Genomic DNA, 24,952 nt, shown 5'->3' with positions numbered 1-24,952 from the left:
CGGGCAGTTCGTCCGGCGGCATGATGACCCAGCACCTGCTCGCCCTTCACCCGGACGTGTTCAAGGCGGGGGCCTCCTTCATGGGCGTGCCCTTCAACTGCTTCGCCGGCGCCTCCGACTACCCGCCAGGAAGCAGCAGGTGCACCGGCGGCAGCATGGACCGCACCCCCCAGCAGTGGGGCGACGCGGTCCGGCAGGCGTACCCGGGCTATTCCGGCCCCCGCCCGCGCGTGCAACTGTGGCACGGCACCGGCGACACCCTCGTGCCCTACTCGCTGCTGCGCGAGTCGATCGAGCAGTGGACCAACGTGTTCGGCCTGAGCCAGACCCCGACCGCCACCGACACCCCGCAAGCAGGCTGGAACCGCAGCCGGTACGCGAACGCGTCCGGCACCGCGCAGGTGGAGGCGTACAGCATCCAGGGCGCCGGGCACGTCCTCCCGCAGAGCGGCATGGCCCGCCACGCCATCGACTTCTTCGGCCTGACCACCAGCCAGACCGACACCACCCCGCCGACCGCCCCTGCCGGGCTCACCGCCTCGGGCACCACCGCGACCGGCACCACCCTGACCTGGACGGCCTCCACCGACGACACCGGCGTAACCGGCTACGACATCCTGCGCGCCACCGGCACGACGGGCGGAACGTTCACCCAGGCCGGCACCTCGCCCACACCCTCATTCACCGACACCGGCCTGACCGCGAACACCACCTACCGCTACCAGGTCCGGGCACGCGACGCCGCCGGCAACGTCTCACCGGTCTCCGGCACCATCCAGATCACCACCCAGCCAGGCAGCACGACCGGCGCCTGCTCGGCCACCGCGACCGTACAGACCCAGTGGGGCAACGGGTACGTGATCCAGCCGCTGACCATCACCAACACCGGCACCTCGACGATCACCACCTGGACCGTCACCTTCACCCTGCCGGCCGGCCACACCCTGACCGGCTCGTGGAACGCCACCATCACCACCAGCGGCCAGACCATCACGGCCAGAAACGCCGCCCACAACGGCACCCTCGCCCCTGGAGCCACCACCAGCTTCGGCTTCCAGGCCAGCAGACCCAACGGCAACACCGCCCTGCCATCCGGCTACACCTGCGCCTGACCCGCACTCCCTCGATCACGGCCCCGTCATCGCCTGCGGGACCGGGCCGTGATCAAGGGATCCGTACCAGCTCAAGGACCATGAGAGCGCGCCCGCGTTCGAGCCTGAGCAGTGGCCTGACGATCCGCCGCATCCCGGAACGGGGGCGCTTGGGTCCGGCACCGCGACGGGCCGATGACCGCCGGCGTGACTCCGTCCGCGCCCACGCCGGCGTGTGATTTCTGCACCGTGGCACCGGAACGACGCTCACCACCGGAGCCCCAGCATCCGATCAAGATCGGCTCTGGCCGCTGCCGGATCGTAGCCGTCCAGCGTCTCCCGCATCAGCTCCTGAGTCTTGCGCTCGGCGTCGCGCTGCGCCTCAAGGACCGCGGTCAGCACCTGTTCGGCCAGCGCCCGGCTGTCCGAACGCGGGGTTCGCGGGCCGAAGGCGACCTCCAGTACCCTGCCGTTCGCGGCGACTCTGGCCGTGATCTGGCCCCCCGCCGCCTCCCCGACGCCGTTGATCTCCTCGAGGTCGTCCCGGAGCGTTTCGACGGAATCCAGGAGCTGTCCGACCCGGCGCCCGGCCTCGTCGAAGTCCTCGTTCAACAGGTCGTCCACGCCCGTGTGGTCGCCGGCCAAGGCTCACGCCTCCAGAATGTCGCGGGCGACCCGATCGATGTGGTCGCGGACGACGCGTGCGTCGGGTGGCTCCGGGAGGGGGTCCATGCCGTCGAGGGTCTGCCGGCTGATGGCCATGCGCTGGCGTTCCGCGTCCTGCTGGGCGGACTGGAGCACCGCCGTGACGGTCGTGCCGAGCGCTTGCAGGTCCTGACGCATCACGCGGGGGTCGAGCCAGACCTGCGAGAGGACGCCTCGGCCGTCGCAGGTGGCCCTGACGAGTTCGTCGGCGCTGACGCCTTCACCGATGACCGCGCCCATCCGCTCTTGGGCCTCCTGAAGGCTGCGCACCGCGGCTTGGGCGCGCTTCAGGTAGGCGAGTAGTTCCTCCTGGTCAGCGGATCGTGGTGCCATCGACATCCTCTGTTCCTACCTGCGCGAAGCGCCCGATCTATCGTTGATCGGGCCAACAGTAGACCAGGTGCTCCGACAAACGTGAGCAAAACACTAAAGATCGCCTGATGGCCTGAGATGTCCGACTAAAGTCGTGTCGCGTGACCGGACTCGAGATCGACAGGGAGTGGGCCGGCGAACACGCCCCCCGCCGGATGAACGCCCATGGCGAAGACTACGACGCGGCCGTGCAAGCGCTCAGGCAGCACGAGATCGGCGGCGCCTCGTGGGGGCAGGTGGGCCTGATCGCCAAATGCGCCTCGGCGCTCGGTCTCAGCGGTCACTACCTGCACGAAGTGCTGGGCGAGCTCGGCCCCGGCCTCAACCGGACCGGTGAGCAGGTGCACGTCGCCGCGTCCAACATCACCACTGCCGAACACGCCTCCCTGGGCGACCTCGATCACCGGATCGACGGGCAGGCGCTGTGACCCTCTCGCCACAGGCCGCTCAGGCCCTGGAAATGATCGGCATTCCGGCCGGGATCTTCCCGCATACCGACGGGATGGACGAGCAGGCGTCCGCGCTCAGGACCGTGGCGGCCGGCACCGGCGTCGCGGCCGAGGACGCCGAGTCCACCATGCGGCGGACCCAGCAGGCCTACCGCGGGGACGGCGGCACGGCGCTGGCCGGCCACTGGCAGCAGAGCGGTAACGAGGGAGGACACCTCGCCCAGGCCAACGCCGCCGCGAGCACGCTGCCCGTCGCCCTCGACGGTCTGTCCAACGTGGTCAAGACCGCGGGAGTCCTCGCCGGCGCCACGGCCACGTACTTCACCTACCGGGCTCTCATGCAGTACATGAGCCCGGACCCTACGGCGCCCGTCAGGGCGACGGCCGAACTGCTGCAGGGCCGCCACAGGACGGGCAAGATCCTCAACGAGGTACGCGAGGGCACGGGCAACGTGCTCACCCAGGCCATCAGGCGGAAGGTCATCGAGCCTCTCGAGAACCTGATCCGCACCATGAAGCGCCCGGGCGGGCCGCCGCCGGCCCATGCCGGGGCGGGCGGCCGGGTTCCCGCCGGGCCGGGGCCGTCGATGCAGGGCCCCGTCCCTCGCGGCGGCCAGCGACTGGAGGCCAGGGGCTGGTTCGGCCGAGGAGGCTCCGCGGACGACGCGCCGCCTCCCACGGTGCAGAAGGCGGCGGAGAACAGTGCCCAGCACCAGGCGAACGTCAACGAGGCCCGGCTGGGTGAACTGGAAGTCCAGGACAGGTTCGCGGCGAACGCCATCAGAGACGCCGAGAAGGACGGCAGGACCGCCAGCGCGGAGGCGCTCAAGGCCGCACAGCAAGAGGTGCACAAGGAACAGCGGAGCAGAGGGTGGGGACGGCACAACTGAACTCGGCAGGCGTGATCAGAGCCTCCACGGCGATCCTTTCCGAGGAGGCTCTGACCACTGCTGACGGATTGGCCGGCTATCTCATGGGCGCGGGTCCTGCTGGACCTTCAGGGCGTTGAGGATCGGGTCGCCCTCGCCGATCTCGCGGAGGAACTCGACCTTCAGATCGCCACCGGCGTGCTCGACGGTGACCGTGTTCACGTCCGCGGTCAGCGCACCCACCTTCGCCTGCACGTCGTGGTCGTGGAGCACGGGTTTGCCGCCGACCAGGACATCGAAGGCACGCTTGCCGGCCTTGACCTTCTCGATCTCCGCGAAGTCGAGGCCGATGCGGTACGTCCCGGCGGGCGCGTTCCTGAACACGTAGGCGAACGTCTCGCCGGTGCGCTGGGTGCGGAACAGGTCGTCGTCCTCCGTGCCGCCGATGCCGGCCTTGGTGGCACGCGTCCTGCCGCCGACGTGGCCCCACGGCCGCGAGCCGAGTTTCTGGTCGGGCGACCAGACGAAGCCGTCAGCGCCGACGTGCCCGGACCCGCCCGCGTCGACGCCCTGCCAGTAGGCCGAGGTCGCCAGGCGGACCGGCTTGAGCTGGGCTTCGCCCTTGCCGGCGTTCGACGCCACGAGCACGTCCCCGGCGAGCACGCCTGGCTCGACGGCGGCGTTGTCGGCCGTTGCCGTGACCGTGGTGGACTCGCCGGCCGCGAGCTTGACCGTGCCGGCCGCGGCCGCGCCCGTGAGGGTCAGCCACGGAAGGTCGGCGGCCTCGTGCCCGCCGTCGCCGGTGCGTTTCTGCTCGCTGAGCCGCACCTCGAGCGGGGCGGAGCCGGTGTTGGTCACAATCACGTCGGCGGTCGCCTTCTGGTCCGGGCCGAGGAGCCAGTCGAGGTCGCCTCCCGTGACGGTCGCGACGCCCGTGGTCAACGCCGCGTCGACCACCTCGGCCTGATCCTTCTTCGCGATGGTCACGGGGTGGCTGAACGTGACGTACTTCGGCGCCCAGACCTGCACGGTGTTCTCGCCGACCAGCGCCTGGGCCTTCCACCGGCCCTTCCCGTCGGCGGTGATGACCCGTTCACCGTTCGGCCCCTTGAGCGTGACGATCGCGCCCGCGATCGGCTTGCGGTCGTTCGCGTCGGTGACCGTGCCCTCGATCGTGCCCGCGGCCGGGAGGGTGTACTCCAGCCCCAGACCGGCCTTCAGGACGGGCTGGTTGAAGGAGTACTGGCTCGCGGGGTTGCGCTTCAGGCTCTCCACGCCGACCGTCGCCGACGACCCGCGGGTGAGGGGGTTGTCGCCGCCGATGCCGTCGCCGTACCCGATCTGGATGCGGCCGTCCGCGATCAGGGTGACGGAAAAGCTCACCCGGGCCGTCCTGTCGCTGTCGAAGGCGGCGTTGCGCCACTCGATGACCTCAGCGGCCAGGCCGTCCACCTCGGTGGTGCCGAAGTAGATGCCCGCCTGGTCGTCGACGACCAGGTCGTCCCAGAGCGGGAAGATCCCGTCGAACGCGTACGGCGTCGGCAGCGCCGCGTTGCTCCCCAGGGCGCTGGCCCGGTCGAAGATCAGCGCGCCGTTCGTCGTCACGCACACGCCGTCCCAGGCCGTGTCGTAGAACGGGAACAGGAAGCTGGAGTCGAACCACAGCACGCCGCAGACGTCATCGCCGTGCCACCCGGACTCCTCCGCACCCTGGCGGTAGAGCCCGTCGGTCACCTTCATCGAGTACGAGCGACCGGCGGGGGCCACCGGCACGGGGCCCGGCTCCGGCTCCTCGGGCTGAGGCTCCGGCTCCGCCTTGTCTCCGCGCGGATCGAGCGTCACGCGCAGCGCCGCGATGCTCGGAGCCCGCAGGCCCTTGCTGCCCCGCAGCTCCACGGTCAGCGGACCGCCGTCGTGCCGCACGACGGCGGTGTGCCAGTCGGCGGCGTTCGGGCCGGCGGCTTTCACAGGGTCGTAGGCGTACTGCGTCAGCTCGTCGTCGACGAGGACGTCGAACACCCGCTTGCCCTGCTTCACCTGCTCGATCTCGGCGAACCCGAGGTCGACGGCGTAGGTGCCCTTCGGCGCGTCGGGGAAGGTGTAGACCAGGTCCTTGCCCGGCGTGGTGCGCTGGGACTGGAACAGGGCGGCGTCCCCGGTGCCCTTGATCGGGGCCCTCGTGGAGATCGTCCTGCCCTTCCCGGTGTAGCCCCACGCCTTGTCACCGGCCGCCTGGTCGCCGGACCAGGTGTAGCCGCCGGCGTCGGTGAACGAGGGGCCGCCGGCGTTGACGCCGACCTGGTACTTCGTGGTCGTGAGCGTCACCGGGACGTAGGTCTTGGGCTGCCGTCCTGAGTCGGACCGCACGACGATGTTCGCGCCGAGAGTGCCCGGGTCGGCGTCCTTCGAGGAGATCGAGACCTTGACCGTCGCCGACTCGCCCGGGGCGAGGGTGCCGCCGGTCGAGGAGAGCGACAGCCAGGGCAGGTCGGTGATCAGGTCGTCCTCGACGTCGACCAGCACGACGTCATCGGCGATCTGGTCCGCCGCCCACAGCGCCCCGGTCGAGTCGGTCTCGAGGCCGCCGCCCTGGCCCGCCTTCTGGCCGGGGAACCACCACGCGTTGACGAGCGAGCAGTCGTCGGGGTCGACCTGCAGCAGGCGGGTGGGCCTGTTCGAGGTGAGATCGGTGTACCAGATGGTGTCGGAGGCCTGGTTGTAGGCCAGGCCCATCACCTCGGGCAGCGGCGGGGCGCAGAAGGACAGCAGCGCACCCGCGTTGTCGTGCGACGTCCCTGCGACGGTTCCGATCAGGCCGTTCTTCCGGCCGCCGACGTAGAACACGTCCTCGGCGGGGTTGTAGGCGAGTCCGGTCAGCTGCAGCGTGGACCAGTCGCCCTTGATCTGCCGGGTCTCCTTTCCTGTCTCCCGGTCGAAGCAGTGGATGTAGCTGGCCGGGCTGTCCTCCATCTGGCACATGTCACCGGTCTTGGTGTCGAGCGCCATGTCGAACGCCCGGTACTCGGGGTTCCACGAGGCGTCGAAGACCTTGCCGGTCTTCTTGCCCGTCACGGTGTAGGCGGTGTTGGTCCGCGCGGTGTAGTCGTGGACCCAGACGTCGCCGTCGTACCCGATGCCGGAGGGTTCCTTCTCCGCGATCGTGCCCGGGATGTCGATGCGGGTGATGACGTCGCCGCCGGAGGTCGTGCCGACCTTGCCGGCCGCCTGTTCTTCCGCGGCGCTCGCCGTCGCGGCCTTGCCGTCCACGTTCGACGGCTTCATGCCGCTCGCCCCGGCCTTCCACGCGGTGAGGTCGATCGTGCTGTCCGCACCCGTCCCGGTGCGCGTGGTGGCGCCGGCGGCGTCGAGCTCGTGGTGGCGCGCGGCCTCGCCCAGGCCGTACGTGAGCGGGGCGGAACCGTTGTTGGTCAGCGTCAGCGAGCCCACACCGTTCTGGCCGGTTCCCATCACGACGTCGAGGCCGCTCGCCTCCAGGCCGGCGGCGCCCGTGGTGAGGCGCGCGTCGATCGTCGCCTTCGCGTAGAGCTTGTCGAGGGTGAAGTCGTACGACCCCGTCACGTAGTTCGGCGCCTCGACGGTCATCGTGTAGCCGGCGACCGGGAGCTGGCGACGCACGACGCCCGTCCCGTTGGTCGTGACGCTCTCGACGAGGCCGTTCTTGCCGGTGAACGAGACCTTGGCCCCGGACACCGGCAGCCCGTCGTTCTTGTCGACGACGGTCGCGTCGAGGTAGCCCCAGTCCGGAAGGTCGTAGGTGACGATCATCCCGTCGTGGAGCACCGGGACGTTGTCGGAGAACCGGATGCCGTCCACACCGGCCCAGCCCTGGATGCCGGTGATGGTGCGGGCGCCGCCGGTCACCGGGTCGTCGGTCCCGACGCCGTCGCCGTACCCGAAGATCACCTTGCCGGAGCGGGTGAGCGTGGCCGAGAAGCTGACCGGCTCCGTGTACTCGGACCGGATCGGGTAGGCCCAGATCTTGGCGTCGCGGAACTCGATGACGAACGCGTCCTCGCCGTCGACCTTGGTGGCCGCCGTGAAGACGCCCCCGCCGGGGGCGAACTGGACAGGGGACGGGACGTAGAACGGGAAGAGGCCCGCACCGCCGGTCCCGGGTCCGGTGGAGGTGTCCGGGGAGATCACGCCGCGCAGGCTGATGCCGAGGGTGTCGTGGCTGCCGTTGTAGAGCGCGACCGGGAACGGCAGGTTCACCGTCGCCCACACGCCGCTCTTGAACGCGACCGGGTCGGTGCCGCGCAGGTACTCCCCCTGGGAGAGGGAGCAGCTGTAGCCGCCCTTGTCCACGATGAGCCCGATCGGGATCTCCAGCGACTTGTTCTCGGCGCCGACGGTCAGCGGGACAGCCGTCGGCGAGAAGCAGGCGTTGGGCGTGACGGCGAGCCCGTACTGGCCCTCCGGCACACCGGCGATCGTGAACGCGCCGTTGGCGTCCGTGCGCACGGCGTCCAGCGGCGTGTCCTTGACGGAGACGTCGGCGTTCGGGACGGGCTGCCCCTTGTCGTCGATGACCCTGCCGCTGAGGTCGTGGCGCGCGGCGGCGGTGAGGGGAACGTCAACCGAGGTGTTCTGGCCGAGGGTGATCGTGGCGCTCGCGGTCGCGGTCAGGTACCCGAAGGCCTTGGTGCTGATCTGGTAGTCGCCGACCGGGAGGTTTATCGTGAACCGGCCGTCCTTGCCGGTCCCGACTGACCGGCTGAACGGTCCGCTGACCGTCACGTCGACGGCGGGGACCGGGTCGCCGTCGGCGGTGACGACACCGGTCAGGGTGCCGCCCTGCCGGGGCGCGAGCTCGAGCAGGCGGACGAGGTCGAGCCGGCCTTCGCCGTACTTGTTGTTGAAGTCGGCGGTGCCGCCGCACTCGGTGTCGTCGACGTCGACGGCCGACTCGGCCAGCAGGCGGCGGGTCTCCTCGACCTGCCCGATGAGGGTCGGGTCGTAGCTCCACAGGCCGGCGACGGCGCCGGCGACGTGGGGAGCCGCCATCGAGGTGCCGGACATCCCGGTGTAACCGTCGTTCGGGTAGGACGAACGGACGTCGACGCCCGGAGCGGAGATCTCGGGCTTGGTCCGGCCGCCTTCACCCTCGCCCTTGCGGGAGAACAACGCGAGCGTGCCGTCCGACGCGTAGGCGCCGACCGAGTAGGCACTCTCGGCGGAGCCGGGCGAGGAGACGGTGTCGCAGGCCGCGTACGGCGTGGTGTTGCCCGATGACCAGACGCTGAAGATGCCCGCGGCGCTCCAGGCCTCGTCGATGGCCTGGAAGAAGTCGTTGAAGTTGTGCTCGACGTCCTGGCCCCACGAGTTGTTGATGACGTGGGGGCGCTTGGACGGGTCGGGGTTGTTCCCGTTGACGTCGGTCGGGGCGAGCAACCACCAGCCGGACTTGAGCAGCGACTCGACGCCGGTGCTGTCGCAGCAGCCGTTCGTCGCGATCCACTGCGCGTCCGGGGCGACGCCGACGTGGTTGGTGCCGTCGTCGCCGACCATGGTGCCCATGGTGTGCGTGCCGTGTCCGTCGTCGTCGCACGGCGCGCCGGTGCACGAGCCCCGGGTGGCCATCCAGTTGTAGTTGTGGTCGACGGTGCCGTCAGGCTTCGTGCCGCGGTACTGCCGCGTCAGGGCGGGGTGGTCGAACTGAACGCCCGAGTCGAGGTTGGACACGGTGATGCCCGCACCGGTGGCCCCCATGGCCCAGGCCTGGGGGGCGTGAATGGCGTCCAGACCCCACGAGACGGCGCCGTCCTCGGCGGTGGCCTTGGGGGCGTCGGGGCGGACGGCCTGGTCGGCCAGCGGCTTCTGGTCCACGGGCTCGACCAGCGCGACCTGCGGCGAGGCATGGATCTCGGCGACCTGCCCGACCGAGGCGACGTCGAGCGCGAGCTGCTGCGTGCCGCCCTTGACGAGCACGGCGTTGACGAGCGGGTAGGACGTGTACTTCACGCCCGCCGCGTCGAGTTCGGCGGAGACGGACGCCGCGGAGGCCTTGGCCGAGGCCCTCAGCGCGTCGTAGACGAACTGACCGCGAGCGGCCCAGTCGGCGATCTTCTTCGCCGGCTCGAGGTCGGCCTTGGTGTCGAAGGTGATCCAGAAGTCGGTGACCGGCTCCGTGCGGAAGCGGCCCTTCAGGTCGGATGCGATCTTGTCGGCGGGCGCACCGGGATCCGGCTCAGCGGCCGACGCCGGTAAGGGCGAGATCATGCTCAGGCCGACCACTGCGGCCAGCGAAGCGACGAGGGCTTTCAGTCTCACGTGCGGGGTCCTCCGGCCTACAGGGGTTGGTAGGGGTCGTGGCTCTCGTCATCGCCGTCATCTTGGGTGTCAGGGGTGTTGACTCGCGGCTCACGAGACGGCTCAAGTGGTTGCTGGTGCTCGATGAGGGAGTCGTCACGCGCGGCAGGTCGCTCAGGCATGCACTGCCCCAGTGCCATGGATCATGAAGTCATGCTCGGGGTGAAGAGCGATCTTCGCTATCCGGCGGATACGTCAATTTTCACGACGGATCGCTGAGGGAATCCTCTTCCGCGAACACTCCGGCCTCTACCGCCTTGACCGCGAGCGCGGTCCGGGAACCCACCTTCAACTTGCGCATCGCCGCACGCAACTGCTGATCCACCGTGGCCGGCGACTTGGCCAGAATCCGGCTGATCTCCCGGTTCGTCTTGCCGGCGACGATCAGCCGGACCACGTCGAGCTCACGAGGTGAGAGCCGGTCCCCGTACCCCCGCCGACCGCCGCGCCACAAGCGCGGAACCTCGGCGCCGTGTTCGCGAAGCCGCTGTGCGACACGGTCCGCATCGCCGCGGGCTCCGAGCCTGAACAGTCGCTCGTACTGTGCGGCCAGCAGCTCCCGGCCCTGTTCGAGCCGGCCTTGCGCCATGAGCGCCTCGGCTTGGCGCTCGCGGGCGAGCATGGCGTCGTACGGGCGCGGCAACGCGTCCCAGGCGCGCGCCGCCCGGTCGTACGCCCTCGCCGCGCGCGCGTGATCCCCGGCCGCGGCGGCCAGCAGAGCACGGCAAACGGTGAGGGCGGCGCGAGGCGCGGGCGCCGTACGGCCACGCAGTCCCCTGGCGAACTGGTCGCAGAGGCGCGTCGCGGCCTTCAGGTCGCCCGCGGCGAGGTGCGCCTCGATCCGGGCGGGGACGAGGTCCGTCGCCCAGACCCAGATGCCCTTTCTCTGGACCGTGTCCATCGGCTCGTTCGTGATCTGCAGCGCCCGGCCGCTGTTCCCGTCCGTCAGCCACAGTCTGGCCAGCGCGGCGGCGGCCTCCATCGTGTCGTCGGCCGCACCGAGACGGGCGGACTCCTCAAGGACCAGCCGGAACTGCTCCCCCGCGGCGCGCCGCCGTCCGGCCGCGGCCGCCAGCCGGGCCGCGAGGCGAACGCTGCCGAGGTAGTGCGCCGGCCGGTCCCGGTCGGCATCGGCGAGCGCCGCGCTCGCCTCCGCGAGCCCCTCCCACCGGCCGGTGAACCACGCCAGGTTGGTCTGTTCGAGCCGGACGTTGTGCTGCAGCCGAGACGCCTGCTCGGCCTCGGCAAGGCGCATGGCCACGGCGAGGTGTTTTTCCGCGTCGGCGTACCGGCCCCAGATCAGCGCGCCGGTCCCGACATTCGCGTGGATGCGGGCCACGTCGAGACGCTCCGCCGAGGCCGCGCCGTCGATGGGCAGGTCAGCGACGACGTCCCAGGCCTCCTCCTCGCCGAGCATGAGCAACGCGGCGGCCCGGTTGCCGGCCAGGTTCAGCCGCTCCGCGGGAGAATCGACTTCGGCGGTGAGCTCAGCGGCGCGATCCAGCCAACGCCGATGGGTCGACGCCGGCCACGGCCCCGCGTAGGCCCAGCCCAAATAGGTCATCGCCCGGGCCGCCTCGACCGGGTCATGGTCGAGGTTGGTCACCGCCTGCTCAAGCTCGCTGAGCGCGGCCTGCGCCTCACCCCCGATGAGCAGGAGCCGGCCCAAGGGGTTGCGGATCTCGGCCTGCTGGCGGGCGGACAGGCCGGGGGTCTCCAGCACCGAGCGCAAGGTACGGATCACGCGATGGTAGACCTCGTCGACCGGTTCACGACGGCCCAGTGCGGCTACTCCGGCGACGCGCGCGACTCGTGCTCGATCCGCCGGCGGCAGCTCGGACCACGAGAACAGATCGACCAGCAGGTCGACCGCCTTGGTGTGGTCACCCGAGGCCATGGCCAGCTCGGCGCCCTGCTCGGCGTACCGCGCCCAGGACCGTGTCTCGCCCGCCTCACGGAAGTGATGGGCCAGGCGTGCGACAGGCGGCGGATGGATGTCCTCCAGGGCCCGGCCGGCCAGCAGGTGGAAGTGCCTGCGGTCGGTCAACGGGATCGCTTCGTACACAGCCGTGGCGGGCAGCACGTGCCGGAACCGCCACTGGCCGCGGTCGTCTCCGTCCAGGACGCCGACGTCGGCCGCCTCCGCGATGGCGCCTCGGCACGCATCCGGTGACAGACCGGCGGTCATCGCGATCGTGGCCACCGACGACCGCTCGGCCAACGTGGCCGCCGCTCGCAACACCTGCTGCGCCGTCGGCGACAGACGGCCCACCCGCTCCCGGGTGGAGTCACGCACCGTTGGCGGCACCTGCAGCTTGCGCAGCTTCAGCCGGACCCACTGCCCGTCACGGAAGACCAGGTCGGCACGGTCGCACATGAGGCGAACCGACTCCTCCAGCACCAGCGGAACCCCACCGGTCCGCTCGTGCAGGAACGTCGTGAACTCCTGCGATATCGGGTTGCCGTCCAGCATCGAGGACACCAGCGCTGCCGTGTCGCCGGGTCGCATCGGCGCCAAGGCGATCCTCAACTGGGTCACGCCGGCAGGCAACCGGGACGTCAGCCGCAGCAACAGCGATCCGGCGTCCACCTCCTCCGGCCGATAGGAGATCACGAGGCTCGGCCCGTCCGATTGCTGCCGGGACGCGACGAACAGCAGGAACTCCAAGGTCACCTCGTCGGCCCAGTGAGCGTCCTCGAGCACGAGAACGTCGACACCCAGAGCCCGCAGCAGCTCGTCCAGGGCGCGGAACAGGCGATGCCGCGCCGCCTTCGCATCGTTCAACGGCTGCAACGCGGGCGGCAGATCCGAGGACCACTCAGGGAACAGGGGCCGTAACGCACCCGCGAGCTCGGTGAGCCGCAATCGCGACACCGGGCGGTCGATCCCACGGAACGCGTCGACGATCGGCCCCAACGTCAGCGACTCGCGAAGCGGCGGGCACACCGAGACCAAGGCAGTGCGCTGATCCGGCGCGGCCAGCCACTCGCGCAGCAGCCGGCTCTTCCCGATCCCCGCCTCGCCCTCCACCAGCACGATCGCCGGTGGCCGGGCCAAGGCGACCCGAAGCGCGGCCATCTCCCGATCACGACCCACGAAGTGCGGTGTAGAGACCGTCGGTGACGTCCCATCGTCGTCGGGCGCGGGGTCGAGCATGCGTGATGATCTCGCTTTTCGATGCTCGGACGCAACTACACCGCCCGCCCTGGGACCCTGCGGGTGCCATGAACTCGGCCTGAAGGGTGTCGATACTCCGTTCACTGTCGTGAGCTGCGGGTTGCTCCCGGTTTCCTGGTCGGAGCAGTGGCCTGGGCCGGGCATGCCCGAGGCTCGTCTTCTCCCTTGCGCCGACACCGGCATCTGGTCGCACGTCACTGGACCTACCCGCACCGGAGGATGGGACGGCCTGCGACCCAGTCGGCGGTCGTGGCGTTGCCCCTGGGGCTGGCGCGGGAGAATCTCCGCTGGGGTTTACGAGCGTATCCGTGGCGCAGCCACGGCATTTGTGGGCCATCAGGTGCGACGATCCGTCGAGTCCTGAAACGGGGGCGCTTGGCGCAGCGACGGGCCGATGACCGCCGGCGTGACTTCGTCCGCGCCCACACCGGCGTGTGATTTCTGCACGGTGGACACCGCCACGCTGCGCCGGTTGTACGTCATCTTCGTGGTGGAGGTCGGCACCCGCTTCGTGCACGTGCTCGGCGTGACCGCGCACCCTGATGGCGCTTGGGTTGCCCCGCAAGCCCGTAACCTTCTCGCCAAGCTGACGAACCGGGCCAGGACGTTCCGGGTTCCTGATCAGGGATCGGGACACGAAGTTCACCGCCATCTTCGTCAGAGCCGAATGCGCTGACCGGATACTGCTCTACGACGAACGCCACCTTCGATCGGTCCTGAAGGAGTACGCCGAGCGCTACAACGCGCCCGCCAACAACGCCCACCCGATCAAGACGGCAAGTTGTGGTGCCGCTGGAAGGCCGGATCCAGCGCCGACAGGTGCTCAGCCGAGCGATCAACGAGTACCACCGAGCAGCCTGGCCGACCTGGAGAAACACCAGATCAGACTACGCGTACGAGTTCGAAGCGGTACAGGCTCGATCGCGGGTCCCAGCTCACTGCCACAGTCTGGTGAGGATGGCCAGGATCGTGGCGACGACGGCCCCGATCACCGACCCCACGCCCCCTCCGATGCTGGCCACGATGAGGGCGTCCTTGTTGCGGGCGAAGAAGTCCGGTTGTTCCTGCTCGGGGCGGTTCCGGATCACGGCGTGCGTGATGAGGCGGCGCAGCAGGAACCGGCAGCCCCAGACCAGGGCGACGCTCGCCACCCCGGCAGCGGGCACGTGCCACCACACGAGCTCTATCCTGGCTACCAGCGTGACGAGCAGTCCGACCACGGCGGCGAGGCCGACCACGGCGGCCTGCGTCACCGTCGTGTGCCTGAGCACGAACTTGGTCCAGCGGCGGACGCGTGGGCGGCAGAGGCCGATGATCTCTTGCGCCGCCTCCACGACCTCGGCCGAGCCGGTGGCGTAGCGGAGCTCGGCCCGCTCCCGGGTGAACTCCACCGACAGCGCCGGCGTTATTTCTCCGTGCTGGTGCACGCATATGCTGACGTCTCTCAATTCCGGTGCCGTCGCATCCGCCAGTTCCACGAAGCCCTCGGCCTTCGAGAAGGCGAACCATTCGCCGGCCGAGTCCCTGGCCATGACGCTCGTGCGGCCGAGCCGGGAAGCGGCGCGGACGATCTTCATGAGCGTTGTTTGATCGACGGACAGAGGGCCGAGAGTGCAGGGCTTCTCATTCGGCTCACGGGAAAGTCTCTTTATGTACATTCCATATGTTCTTTGGTGACAGCCGCGCCTTTGCAGCTGGATCGAGTATTCTCCACCGTTTATGGGTATCTGTGATATCACCCTTGTCTGCCCTGCCCATTGAAGGCGGTGCGAAAGTGGACGAATTCCACGCGGCAAAAGCGACGTGGCAGCGTAGTCGTTACTGCGGTGCAACCGGAGCATGTGTGGAAGTGGCGATGCTCGACGACAGCACTGTCGCGATGCGATCGTCAAATCAGCCGGACCACTGTCTGATCCTCTCGAGGGCCGAGTGGATCTCATTCGTTCGGGGAATCCGCGACGGTCACTCCTTCGCCATGCTTTCGATGAACGAGGCCGAGTCTTCGGGTGACAACGCGATCGCCTGAAGGTCGGCGAAGGCCCGGTCGTACGCGCCGGCGCCGGCTGGCGTGTCGAGCAGGTGAGAGCCGTTGAGGTGTTCGAGGTAGACCACTTTGGGCTCTTCCGGATCCGGGAAGCCCAGCATGATGAAGGCGCGGCCCTCGGCCGGGTGGAGCCCGGTCGCCGCGGGGACGACCTGTAAGGAGACCTCGCCGTGCGCCCCGGCCTCCACCAGCCACCGGAGCTGCTCGCGCATCACGCCGCCGTCACCGATCTTCTTTCGCAGGGCGTTCTCCTCGATGACGGCGTGGAAGGCGGGCGAGCCGGGGCGTCTCAGGAGTGTTTGGCGCTCTTGGCGGAACCTGATGCGCCGCGCGGCAACGTCGGCGGTAACCCGGTGGGCTGCCATGACCGCCCGCATATAGGGCTCGGTTTGCAGTAGACCCGGAATCAGAAAGGTCTGGTAGTCGCATATCGACGTGGCCCGGTCTTCCAGTTCGACGAAGAACTCATAGTCGGGGCCCACGACGTCCGCGTATTCGTGCCACCATTTCGGCCTGCTCTCCCGGCTGCTCCTGGCAAGGTCGAGCAGCGCGGAACGACGGGCGTCCGGCACTCCGTAGAGGCCGAGGATCTCGCGGATCTCCAGCGGGCGGACCGACACCTGGCCGTTCTCGATCCGGCTCACTTTCGCAGAGGAGCATTCCAGGTGGGCCGCCACGTCCTCGATCGTCAACCCGGCGGTCTCGCGCGACCTGCGCAGCAAAGCTCCCACTCGACGGCGAAGCATCGCCCGGCTGTCCGTCTCCATGCTCTGCGTGCCCCCTGGCAAGCGTGCCGAATATGGTCGATCGACAAGCTAGTGCAACATGTACCGATATGCAACGACTTGCACGGCGTTATACAGCCGTCACAGCGTCGGGGTAATTAAAACCTCATATTGTGATATTTCCGGCATCCATCTTCATTAGTGTTAGGCCCTAATCCAAGGGCGCATGCCCGGACCGATCGCGCGATGACGGATGGCTGTGTCGCTCGAATATTGCGTTACCGTCGTCCGTTCAGCCCGACATCGTCACCGAGATCGCCGCCTCACCAGGCTTCCGAGGCAAGGGCCTGCTCGGCCGCATCCTCTACAGCCTCCCGGCCAACAACGTCGGCTACCGCCGCATCGATCCGCCGGCCGTGCCCGAGACCGTGGCCACCGCCTCCTGGAACGCCTCGTCACCACCATGTGGGCCTGGGAAGACCCCGCCCGCCTCGTGCTCTCACCGGGAGCCGCCGACCTCATCCACGCCCAACGCGAGCGCACCGAACCCCGGCTACGCCCCGACTCCGGCGACCTCTCGCACATCTCCGACTGGGCCGCCAAGTTCGACGGCGCGGTAGCCCGCATCGCCGGACTCCTGCACCTGGCCACCCACGTGGACGACGGCTTCCGCCACCCGATCGAGGCCGACACCATGGCCGCCGCCATCGAACTCGGCGAGTACTACACCGCCCACGCCCTGGCCACCTTCGACGCCATGGGCCAAGACCCGAACATCGCCGCAGGCCGCACCCTGCACGCCTGGCTGACCCGCACCGGCAAAACCCACGTCACCAAGCGCGACGCCCACCGAGCCCTGCAACGCCACTTCAAGAAAGCCGCCGACCTGGAACCCGCCTTCGACTACCTCGAACAACTCGGCTGGCTCCGCCGCGAGCCCGAGCCGCCCGGCACACGCGGCAACCCCTCCCCCCGCTACGCCATCCATCCCGACCTGCACAAGCCCGGCGCATAGCCACCAAGCCCGCCGCCGGCCACCCAACCGAACAGCACCGAACCAGGGAGCACCACCATGCCAACCGGCACCAAACCACGAGGGACCATCACCCTCGCCGAACTCTGCGAAGAACTCCAGATCGCCCGATCCACCTTCTAAGACTGGCGAGCCAAAGGCCACGCCCCGCGCTGCCTCAAGCTCCCCAACGGCGACCTACGCATCCGCCGCATCGACCTGGACCGCTGGCTCGCCGACCTGGAGGACGCCGCTTGATGAAGGACATCACCTACAGCACCCGCGTGTACGCCATCGAGACGCGCAAGAACACCGACGGCAAGGTGACCTCCTACCGCGTGGCCTGGCGGACCGGCGCACAGACGTGGAAGCGATCCTTCAAGAACATCGCCCAGGCCGACACCTTCCGAGGAACCCTGCTCACCGCTGCACGAAGCGGAGAGGCGTTCAGCCTGCTCACCGGGGAGCCTGTCTCCTGGAAGAGAACCGCGACCCCGGTCATGGGGTGGTACGAGTTCGCCTGCAAGTTCGCGGACATGAAGTGGAAGGCCGCTTCGGCCAAGTACCGCCAGGACATCGCCCGCGCGCTGACCGCAGCAACACCCGCCATGTTCGACGGGCAACGCGGGAAGCCTGACGACCTCGTTCTCCGCACGGCCATGCGCCGATGGGGCTTCAACAGCAAGCAGCGGGAGCAGGCCCCGGCAGAAATGGCAGCCGCGCTGCGCTGGCTCGGCAGCAACAGCCAGCCGGTCTCAGCACTGGCCGACAATCCCACGCTCGTGAGGAGCGTTCTCGACACTGCCACTTCACGACTGGACGGGAAGCGAGCGGCGACCAGCACTGTCCTCAGAACCAAGACCATCCTGCAAGACGCTCTCGACTACGCCGTAGAGCTGAAGCTCCTGCCAGCGATACGTAGAAGGCGAGTCGGAACCTGGTCACATCGGCCAGCCGTCATGCTGCGGATGCAACGGACGATGACCCCCGCAGGTTGTCGTCGGCAATCTCGCTGTACTCAGCGATAAGGCGCTGGACAATCTCGATAGCGGCATCCAGATCGCCGACGACGATGAGGGCCTTGATCCGATGATCGAGCAGGCGGACGACGAATACGTGCGGACCCGGGCGCACGAGGCGTCGCGGGGTCTACCGGAAGCCTGAGCCGGGCATAGAGGTCCGTGCCTGGTCACTCGTCATCGCCCTCACCCGCCAGAGTCCGTCTTGCCAGCGCCCGGTTGATGGCATCCCGGTCGAAGGGCACCGACTCGTCGGGGTACTCCGGGTTGTAGTCCTCGATCGGGTTGTCGCCACGGCCACCCACACAGACCGGGGCGGCGAGCTCCCCGGTGACCACCATCTCCAGGAGAATCTCGTGCTCCCAGCAATCGCCGAGATCGTAGGTGTACCGCAGCACCGATCGCGGTTCGGGCAGCACCCGGTTCAACCGGCACAGGTCTTCGTTCCCGCACTCCTCCAGCGGCCGGAAGGGGTCGCTGAAGCGACGCTTGCCGACTCTGAACACATGAAGGTGGTCATCAGACCAGCCGAACAATCTCTGAATAATCTGGTGCAGATCACCCAGCGAATAGTTCTCCGGGACCAGGACCCGTCGCCACGCCCCGGAGACGGAGATCTTGAGCTGGTAGCCAGGAATCGCCGGCGCCGTCCGTGGCAGGACGGCCAGGAGCCGATCCGCTTCCGGGTGCCCACTGCCCCCGACTCCTTCATGGAGGTCGCCGCCCATCATGTCCAGCAGGACGTACCGAGCGTCAGTCACCCCATAGCGATCAAGCGCCGCAAGCGCATAATCAACCGCCCGCCACTCCCGATCCCCTTCCATCTCCGCATCCAACCACCAGCGGGCATGCGGCCCCAGCAGAGGCAGGTTACGCACCGCCTGCCACAACCCCTTGGCATCACCAAGCTCGGCCACGACCTCGACAACACTGAGCCGTCCGGCAGGGGACGCCTCAGCCGCCGCCCGCAACAGTTCGGGGAGCCGGTCAACCAGTTTGCGAGAGCCCGGTACGACATCCGCGATCCGCCACCGCCACAGCAGCCCCGGCACCTCCTCCGGCGGGGCTTTAGCGATCCTGCGCAGTACCTCAGCCGCGCTCAGGTCCGCGGTGATCGGCGGCGGCAACCGTTCCGCCAACTCCTTACGAGCGTGTTCGCCCAGCTCCGTAACCATCAACCGGTCGTCGACCACACCGAATGCGACCAGGATTGTCAGCAGGTGGTCGACGGGATGCCGATCGGCCAGCCTGACGAAGCGCCAGTCCCAATCACCACGCTGCCGCATCCCCTGCTCCACCGCCTCGCGCAGCGCCCCGCCCAGCGGCGGCGCCTCCTCCGCCAGCAGGTCCAGCGTGACCAGGCAGCAGATCCGCGGGTCCACCTCGCAGGGGTCAGTGAACTGCGCCGCGATCACCTGCTCCAAGGCCGCGTACCAAACCTCGGCGTCAAGCGCCGGCGCAGGTTCGGCCCGAACGGCACGCGAGCCCTCGATCGTGACCAACCCTGCCGCCACCGTGGTCAGCCAAGCCCGCTGCAGCTCCGGCACATCGCTGAGGCGTCGGACCTTGGCCGGACACGCCACACCGAGCGCCTGCGCGGCATCGGGCACCAGCGCCGGTTTGATCGCGATCGATGGCGTGATCGCCCGACCGCCCCCTACCCAGGAGGCCAGGGCGTGAGCGGCTGTGAACACCGGACTCTCGGCGACAGAGGGCATGGCCGCGAGCGTATCGCCTCGCCGATCTCAAGATGCGAGCCCGGGACACCCCGCAGGCGTAAGGTCAACGAGTGGCTGCCGAAAGCGCAGAATGCAGTTGGTGTGGACGTCCGGCCCGGATTTCCCTGAACACCGTGGGCATGCTCTGCGACGCCTGCTGGAACTCCTGGATGTGTGACCGTACGGGGCGTGATCCGCTACCGCCGCCTCCGCCACCGGAGAGGTTTGTCGATCCCGATGGACGACCGCATGTCCTGGCCTACCGCCTCACTCACGGCGCCACCGGCATCGACGCCGAGCTCACGGAAGTCGACGTCGAGGACGGGTATATCTTCAGGGCGCTCGCCGACCCGCACGCCGATCCGCAGCGCGCCCTTGACCACGTGCGGGAGAGCGCCCGCCGCGAGATCGGCAGGCAATACCTGAGGCGCAGCCCGTTCACCAGCGAGATGACCATCGCCGACCGCGAAGTACGCGGCAGGATCATCTGGCGCAGCCGGGATGAGATGGGCGTGGTCGTCGACGGCCGGCAGATGACCTGGAACGAACTCGGCCAGGCGATCCAGAATGAGGGCTGGAACTTCACGATCACTGCCGACGAGCCGGTCGGCCTGGTAAACGACTACGACCCCGCATTGATGTCAGAGAGCGACTGAACGACCACGGCCCAGACGGCGATCCCTTGCGCCCATTTTGTGTTCCTCCACGGCGATCAGACCCAACAGGGACCACCCGTATCTCTTTTGACCCCGCCAAGACAGTGCCAATCGTGGAGTTGGGGCAGATGGCCATAGCGGTGCCTCTACGCTCGTACGGGTGACGAGCGACAACCTGGTGAGCCAGGCCGACATCGACAGTCTGGGCATGGGCCGCTTCTCCGGGACCGAGCGGGACGCGGCAGTGGCCCGAGTGCTGGCAGCCGTCGACGATCCCGCTCTCCGCGGTGAGGACTTCGACCGGCCGTACGCGCTGATGGTGGCCTGCGACTTCCTGGCGATGGACGGCGAGGTCGACCGGGCGACAGAGCTGCTACGCCGAGCGGACACCGAAGACATCCGGCGCGAAGGCATGGAGCCGTTGACCCGGCTGGCCGCGCTCCTGCACGAACAGGGCCGGACCGAGGAGGCCTCCGCGACCTTCCGCCGCGTGGTCAAGGAGGGGCTGGCAGACTGGACCGACTACGACCTTTACGCTGACGCGCTCGACCAGAGCGGCGATCAAACCGGCGCCTTGCAGATCCTGGTCGGCGGCCAGGAACGGCTGACCAGGCAAGGCAAGGCTCTGTCCGCCGCTCAGCTGCAACGCTCGATCAACCGGCTCCGCCGCGAAATGGGTTTCCCCGACGCGCCCGCAGCGCCGGACCCGGACGCCCACTGGCACGAAGAAGAGGGCGATCCGCGCACGCTGTTCTGGCCCCGTGAAGACTTCGGCCGCCTCGCCCAGCGGTGGCCGCGAATCGCCGAAAAGTACGGGACCGACTGGGACAACCACCGCACCCGTATCGAACTCGCCGGTCACCAACTCGCTGGCGAAGGCTCGATGCTGCATCTCCTGTACGCCGACTTCACCGCATTCGCCCAGCTCATGATCCAGCGCCCCGACCTTGCCGACCCGATCGACGAGTACTTCGAAGACCCGGCATTGGATGCCACAGACCTGCCATGGCGAACAGAGCGGAACGCCCCATGCTGGTGCCGCTCGGGACGGAAGTACAAGCAGTGCTGCCGACGACTCGGCATGCAGAGCCAGTAACGTAACGTCGTTCTCGTAGGCGATGCGGCGTGGTGCCTGAATCTCTTCCCGGGAATGGGAGCCGCCTCTGGCCTCCTCGGTGATGCCGAGCTCGACCGAGCGTTGCGAAAGCACCCGGACGACCTCGACGCCTCGCTGAACTCCTGGAAGTCGCGGCTGCGCCCGTTCGCCACGAAGCACCAGCGCATCGCCCGGCGGAAGAGTTGTCGCGGTTCGCATGGTCTGAAGGGGTGATGTGGTGTTAGCGGGTGTGGACGAGGTGCCGTGGGGGCGGCTCGGGTACTGGCCTGGAGGTTCGGTCGCGGTGCCCGGCCTGCTGAGGGAGATCGCGGCGGCGCCGTCGGGTTCGTCGGAAAGGTCGCCGGTGTGGCGGCTGCGGCACGGACTGTTCCAAGGGATCAACCCGCGCGAGGTGTACGACGCGGCCCCGTACCTGGTGCCGTACCTGCTGGAGATCGTGAGGATCGCGCGGCAGCCCCACCGAGGACTCGTCGTGGACCTGCTGACCGACATCGCGCTGGCTCAGCCGCACCGAGACATCTCCTGGGATCCCGCCGCCGGACCCGAACCCGACCACGCCGCGCTCGCACGGGCGGCCATGACCACCGACGTCGACGCGATCACACGGTGGCTGAACGACGCCTCCCCGAAGGTCGTGGCAGGGGTGGCCCACTTGCTCGCTCTCTTACCCGAGGCCGCGCCGAGGAGCTTGCCCGCGCTGCGCGCGCGGGCCGAGAAGGGGGTGCGGCCGGCGGCCGATGCCGGAGCGGTGGCCTGCGTGCTGACCGTGGCGTGGCTCGCGGCGACCGATCACGCGGAGTGGTTCACCGGCCTGCGCGATGCCACCACCGCGCACCGTGACCTGCGCGCCATGGCCCTGGTGGGGCTCGCGCTGGCCTCCCCCGCGGCGGCACCGGACAGTGACGCCGCGGTCGCGCTGCTGGCCGACGCGCAAGCCGACCCGGCATCGACCTTCGAGCGCGTCCACCGGCACGGCGACGGCATCATGCCCGTCGGTTCGGCTCTGCGGCGCGCCGAGCACTGGCAGCAGGCGGTGGCCCGCGATCTGCTGGCCCGTCCGGGGCTGCAGAGAATTGACCAGGCTCTCCACAGCGCACGCGAGGCGATCGAACATTGGCGTGCCGCGCCGGCCGAGTTGCTGCCGATGATCGCCGGCCGCGTGCGCGAGCTGGTCTCGGCTCCCTTGTCAGTACGGCGCAGGCGCAAGCTCGGCCAGCAGGATCCGCTGGTGAACGCGGTCGAACTGATCGCCCACTCCGGGCAGGCAGCCGCCGGCCACGCCGACCTACTGGCCGGGTTGCTGACCGGGGACCCCGCCGAACCGTGGCCGGACGTGGCCGGTCCCGCCGTGGAAGGGCTGGCCCGGCTCGGTGACGACCGCTGCGTTCCCTGGCTCGTGGCCGCCTTCCTCGACGAGTACGGCCACGCGAAGCATCTCCCCGTCCGCGACATACTGCCGGCCATGGCGGCGTACTCGGACACGCTGATACCCGCCCTGCGGACCTACCTCTGCTCCTCTCCATTCGCCGGTCCCGACTGCCTGAGCGCCCTGGCCTCATGGGGATCGTCGGCGGCACCTCTGGCACCTGCGGTCGCCGCGCACGTGTCCCAGGCGTACCTGTCCGTCGCGCTGCCACTGTTCGGAGCGATCGGCCCGGCCGCCATCGACGTCGAACCGCAGGTACGGGCCCTGCTCGACGATGAGGGTGACCGGCCCGAGGCCGCCTGGGCGCTGTGGCGGATCACCGGCGAGCCGGGGCAGGCCGCGGCGCTGCTCACCGAGCACCTCGCCCGCCACGGCGGCCATGCCGCCCGCGACACCGCGCCGATGCTCGAACAACTCGGCCCCGCCGCCGCAGCCGCCGTCCCAGTCCTGCGCCAGTACCTCCATGACCCTGAGCACGGCCATCTGTACGACCGGGTGGCGATCGCGCGGGCGCTGTGGGCGATCACGGGCGACGGCGAAGGACTCGTCACACCGCTGCTCGACGCCATCACGGCCAGGCCACTGTTCGATTGGGGATGGCGGCGGCCCGCCTCAGAACTGCTCGCCGTGCAGGCACTGGGCATGATGGGCCAAGTGGCCTCCGCAGCCGCACCGGCGCTGGAAGCCATCGCACACGGCCATGCCCGGGTGACAGGACACGCCGTCTGGGCCGACGAGCGCTACCAGCACACCGCCCAGCGTGCCCTGTCCCTCGTTGACAAGCAGCCTCCCTCATGATTGAGCAGCCCCGGTGAAGTCCAGCGGCGGATGACAAGGGATCCCCGTTACGAGCGAAGACCGGTTGGTTACGTCCTATCGAATGGTGTCCCGCTCGAAACCCGGTTTCGCACCGTGAGCTGAGGCTTCCCTGCGCGATCAGGACTGCGCCTGCAACCGTCGCAACGTGTTGGTCTTGCCCATCCGGGCGGGCCGGCCAGCGCGTGAACTTGCCCCACTCTCCGGACACTTGACCTGGGGTCACCCCTGATCGAGTGCGAGCCCTGGCTGACGTGTCCGTCGTCGCACACCGTGAAGGGTGGAGGTGGGACAGATGGCAAAAACTCGTGTGCAGATCAGCAGGCGGTGCGGCTGCGTGGATCCGGTAACAGGACGTCAGCGAGGGGGACGTGTCCGCGTCTGCCGGTGGATGGCGATCACGGCAGCTGGTATTTCTCGGTCCAGGTACGTGGCCTGGACGGGCAGCGGCAGCGCGTCCGCCAGGGTGGTTACGCCGACCCCGAGGAAGCCCAGGAGGCAGGCCGCGCTCTGGCCGCTGCCGATCGCGACGGCGCGGGGGCCGGATGCACGCTGGGACAGTGGCTGGCACGCTGGCTGGCCACCAAGGACGCCCTTCGTCCGTCGACCCGGCAGGGCTAGGCCACACACATCCGCCTCTATCTCATCCCGCAGCTGGGACGGATCCTGCTCCACCAGCTCACCTCGCGCGACGTCAACGGGCTGCTCGCGGTGCTGGCGTCCCGTCCCTCGTCGACCGACCGCCAGCTGTCGCCCGCCACCGTGGTGCGGATCCACGCCACCTTGCGGACCGCGCTGAACGCAGCGGTGCGCGCCCGGCTGATCCCGGTCAACCCGGCCAACGGAGCGGCGCTGCCCCGGCCTCGCCGACCGCATCCGGTCGTCTGGACCGCCGGGCGGACAGCCCGGTGGCAGCAAACCGGAGAACGTCCAGCAGTAGCAGTCTGGACCGAACAACAGCTCGCGGCGTTTCTGACCGGCGTCGCGCAGGACCGCCTGTATGCCGCGTGGTGGCTGGCTGCGCTGCGCGGGTTGCGCCGCGGTGAGCTGGCCGGGCTGCGCTGGACGGACGTCGACCTGCAGGCCGCGGAGCTGACCGTGGCGCAGCAGCGGGTGCACGCCGACGGTCAGGTCGTGGTCGGCCCGCCGAAGAGCGCCGCCAGTTGCCGGGTGGTGGCCCTAGGTGGCTGGTGTTTTTTGATCTCTCTCGCGCAGGTCTGGCCTGGTGTGTCAGGGTGATCGGTGTTGGTCACCGGGCGTGGGGAGAGATCGAGCGATGGCAGTGGGCCAGACTCCTGTGCAGCCGGGGTTGCTGTCCTCCACGGTGAGTTTCGTCGAGGGGCGGATTGCGCCGAACTCGATCTACGCGGTGCTGCACCGTGAGTGCCGGAGTTTGTTCCCGGATGGAATGTTCGCCGACCTGTT

At 69.1% G+C, this 24,952-nt stretch carries 18 protein-coding genes and 1 pseudogene; 12 read left to right on the top strand and 7 right to left on the bottom strand.

Annotated elements, in window-relative coordinates:
* Positions 1-1,112: cellulose binding domain-containing protein (locus ABD331_RS59760; RefSeq protein ID WP_344496371.1), on the top strand; the 1,112-nt coding region annotated here is incomplete at its 5' end.
* A 246-nt stretch (positions 1,113-1,358) separates the two neighbouring features.
* Here ABD331_RS59760 and ABD331_RS59755 read toward each other — a convergent pair.
* Positions 1,359-1,736 carry a YbaB/EbfC family nucleoid-associated protein gene (locus tag ABD331_RS59755; RefSeq protein ID WP_344496369.1) on the bottom strand — a complete coding sequence of 126 codons (378 nt, stop codon included), beginning with the start codon at positions 1,734-1,736 and terminating at the stop codon, positions 1,359-1,361.
* 3 nt (positions 1,737-1,739) lie between these two features.
* Complete coding sequence (locus tag ABD331_RS59750) at positions 1,740-2,129, bottom strand: YbaB/EbfC family nucleoid-associated protein (RefSeq protein WP_344496367.1); 390 nt, start codon at positions 2,127-2,129, stop codon at positions 1,740-1,742.
* Positions 2,130-2,269: 140 nt separating this feature from the next.
* Between ABD331_RS59750 and ABD331_RS59745 the strand changes: the two genes are divergently transcribed.
* Both ABD331_RS59745 and ABD331_RS59740 read left to right on the top strand, forming a co-directional pair.
* Positions 2,270-2,596: a hypothetical protein gene (locus tag ABD331_RS59745; protein WP_344496365.1), complete on the top strand. Its 327-nt coding sequence runs from the start codon at positions 2,270-2,272 to the stop codon at positions 2,594-2,596.
* Positions 2,597-2,628: 32 nt separating this feature from the next.
* A complete protein-coding gene (locus ABD331_RS59740) occupies positions 2,629-3,507 on the top strand; it encodes a hypothetical protein (protein WP_344496363.1) in 879 nt (292 codons plus the stop codon).
* Between the two features lie 81 nt (positions 3,508-3,588).
* On the opposite strand, the gene ABD331_RS59735 is transcribed toward ABD331_RS59740, so the two are convergent.
* A complete protein-coding gene (locus tag ABD331_RS59735; RefSeq protein ID WP_344496361.1) occupies positions 3,589-9,777 on the bottom strand; it encodes a S8 family serine peptidase in 6,189 nt (2,062 codons plus the stop codon).
* A 241-nt stretch (positions 9,778-10,018) separates the two neighbouring features.
* Entirely contained in the window at positions 10,019-12,973 is a 2,955-nt protein-coding gene (locus ABD331_RS59730; protein ID WP_344496359.1) for an ATP-binding protein, read from the bottom strand.
* A gap of 415 nt (positions 12,974-13,388) precedes the next feature.
* On the opposite strand from ABD331_RS59730, the gene ABD331_RS59725 reads away from it, so the two are divergent.
* Positions 13,389-13,670 carry a hypothetical protein gene (locus tag ABD331_RS59725; RefSeq protein WP_344496358.1) on the top strand — a complete coding sequence of 94 codons (282 nt, stop codon included), beginning with the start codon at positions 13,389-13,391 and terminating at the stop codon, positions 13,668-13,670.
* Between the two features lie 259 nt (positions 13,671-13,929).
* Here the strand turns inward: ABD331_RS59725 and ABD331_RS59720 are convergent, their stop codons facing one another.
* A complete protein-coding gene (locus ABD331_RS59720; protein WP_344496356.1) occupies positions 13,930-14,571 on the bottom strand; it encodes a hypothetical protein in 642 nt (213 codons plus the stop codon).
* Between the two features lie 86 nt (positions 14,572-14,657).
* On the opposite strand from ABD331_RS59720, the gene ABD331_RS61255 reads away from it, so the two are divergent.
* On the top strand, positions 14,658-15,020 hold the full coding sequence (locus ABD331_RS61255; RefSeq protein WP_425566291.1) for a DUF397 domain-containing protein: 363 nt from the start codon (positions 14,658-14,660) through the stop codon (positions 15,018-15,020).
* Here ABD331_RS61255 and ABD331_RS59715 read toward each other — a convergent pair.
* Positions 14,957-15,805: a helix-turn-helix domain-containing protein gene (locus ABD331_RS59715; RefSeq protein ID WP_344496354.1), complete on the bottom strand. Its 849-nt coding sequence runs from the start codon at positions 15,803-15,805 to the stop codon at positions 14,957-14,959. The two genes, ABD331_RS61255 and ABD331_RS59715, sit on opposite strands and share 64 nt — an antisense overlap.
* A 215-nt stretch (positions 15,806-16,020) precedes the next feature.
* Here ABD331_RS59715 and ABD331_RS59710 point away from each other — a divergent pair.
* Positions 16,021-16,778: pseudogene (locus tag ABD331_RS59710) on the top strand (DUF3987 domain-containing protein).
* Positions 16,779-17,032: 254 nt separating this feature from the next.
* The gene (locus tag ABD331_RS59705; RefSeq protein WP_344496350.1) at positions 17,033-17,803 is read left to right on the top strand and encodes a hypothetical protein; all 771 of its coding nucleotides are present in this window, start codon (positions 17,033-17,035) and stop codon (positions 17,801-17,803) included.
* A gap of 161 nt (positions 17,804-17,964) precedes the next feature.
* Here the strand turns inward: ABD331_RS59705 and ABD331_RS59700 are convergent, their stop codons facing one another.
* Positions 17,965-19,512, bottom strand: coding sequence for a plasmid pRiA4b ORF-3 family protein (locus tag ABD331_RS59700; RefSeq protein ID WP_344496348.1), 1,548 nt, complete (start codon positions 19,510-19,512; stop codon positions 17,965-17,967).
* Positions 19,513-19,583: 71 nt separating this feature from the next.
* On the opposite strand from ABD331_RS59700, the gene ABD331_RS59695 reads away from it, so the two are divergent.
* From ABD331_RS59695 to ABD331_RS59675, 5 genes are all read left to right on the top strand, one after another.
* A complete protein-coding gene (locus tag ABD331_RS59695; RefSeq protein WP_344496346.1) occupies positions 19,584-20,168 on the top strand; it encodes a DUF7713 domain-containing protein in 585 nt (194 codons plus the stop codon).
* A 160-nt stretch (positions 20,169-20,328) separates the two neighbouring features.
* Positions 20,329-21,264, top strand: a complete 936-nt coding sequence (locus ABD331_RS59690) for an SEC-C metal-binding domain-containing protein (protein ID WP_344496344.1) — start codon at positions 20,329-20,331, stop codon at positions 21,262-21,264.
* A gap of 238 nt (positions 21,265-21,502) precedes the next feature.
* Positions 21,503-23,509, top strand: a complete 2,007-nt coding sequence (locus ABD331_RS59685) for a hypothetical protein (protein ID WP_344496342.1) — start codon at positions 21,503-21,505, stop codon at positions 23,507-23,509.
* A gap of 405 nt (positions 23,510-23,914) precedes the next feature.
* Entirely contained in the window at positions 23,915-24,148 is a 234-nt protein-coding gene (locus ABD331_RS59680) for a hypothetical protein (RefSeq protein WP_344496340.1), read from the top strand.
* A gap of 90 nt (positions 24,149-24,238) precedes the next feature.
* On the top strand, positions 24,239-24,766 hold the full coding sequence (locus ABD331_RS59675; protein WP_344496338.1) for a tyrosine-type recombinase/integrase: 528 nt from the start codon (positions 24,239-24,241) through the stop codon (positions 24,764-24,766).
* Positions 24,767-24,952 lie beyond the last annotated feature (186 nt).

This window comes from Nonomuraea monospora, assembly GCF_039531895.1.
Classification (GTDB): domain Bacteria; phylum Actinomycetota; class Actinomycetes; order Streptosporangiales; family Streptosporangiaceae; genus Nonomuraea; species Nonomuraea monospora.
The sequence above is the reverse complement of the archived record's forward strand: the minus strand, read 5'-3'. Positions and strand labels throughout refer to the sequence as shown.

Coding starts and splice junctions, on each gene's coding strand:
- ABD331_RS59750 (WP_344496367.1), bottom strand. CDS start 2,129: ATGGCACCACGATCCGCTGACCAGGAGGAACTACTCGCCTACCTGAAG.
- ABD331_RS59740 (WP_344496363.1), top strand. CDS start 2,629: ATGATCGGCATTCCGGCCGGGATCTTCCCGCATACCGACGGGATGGAC.
- ABD331_RS59730 (WP_344496359.1), bottom strand. CDS start 12,973: ATGCTCGACCCCGCGCCCGACGACGATGGGACGTCACCGACGGTCTCT.
- ABD331_RS59725 (WP_344496358.1), top strand. CDS start 13,389: ATGACCGCCGGCGTGACTTCGTCCGCGCCCACACCGGCGTGTGATTTC.
- ABD331_RS59720 (WP_344496356.1), bottom strand. CDS start 14,571: ATGAAGATCGTCCGCGCCGCTTCCCGGCTCGGCCGCACGAGCGTCATG.
- ABD331_RS61255 (WP_425566291.1), top strand. CDS start 14,658: ATGTTCTTTGGTGACAGCCGCGCCTTTGCAGCTGGATCGAGTATTCTC.
- ABD331_RS59715 (WP_344496354.1), bottom strand. CDS start 15,805: ATGGAGACGGACAGCCGGGCGATGCTTCGCCGTCGAGTGGGAGCTTTG.
- ABD331_RS59705 (WP_344496350.1), top strand. CDS start 17,033: ATGAAGGACATCACCTACAGCACCCGCGTGTACGCCATCGAGACGCGC.
- ABD331_RS59700 (WP_344496348.1), bottom strand. CDS start 19,512: ATGCCCTCTGTCGCCGAGAGTCCGGTGTTCACAGCCGCTCACGCCCTG.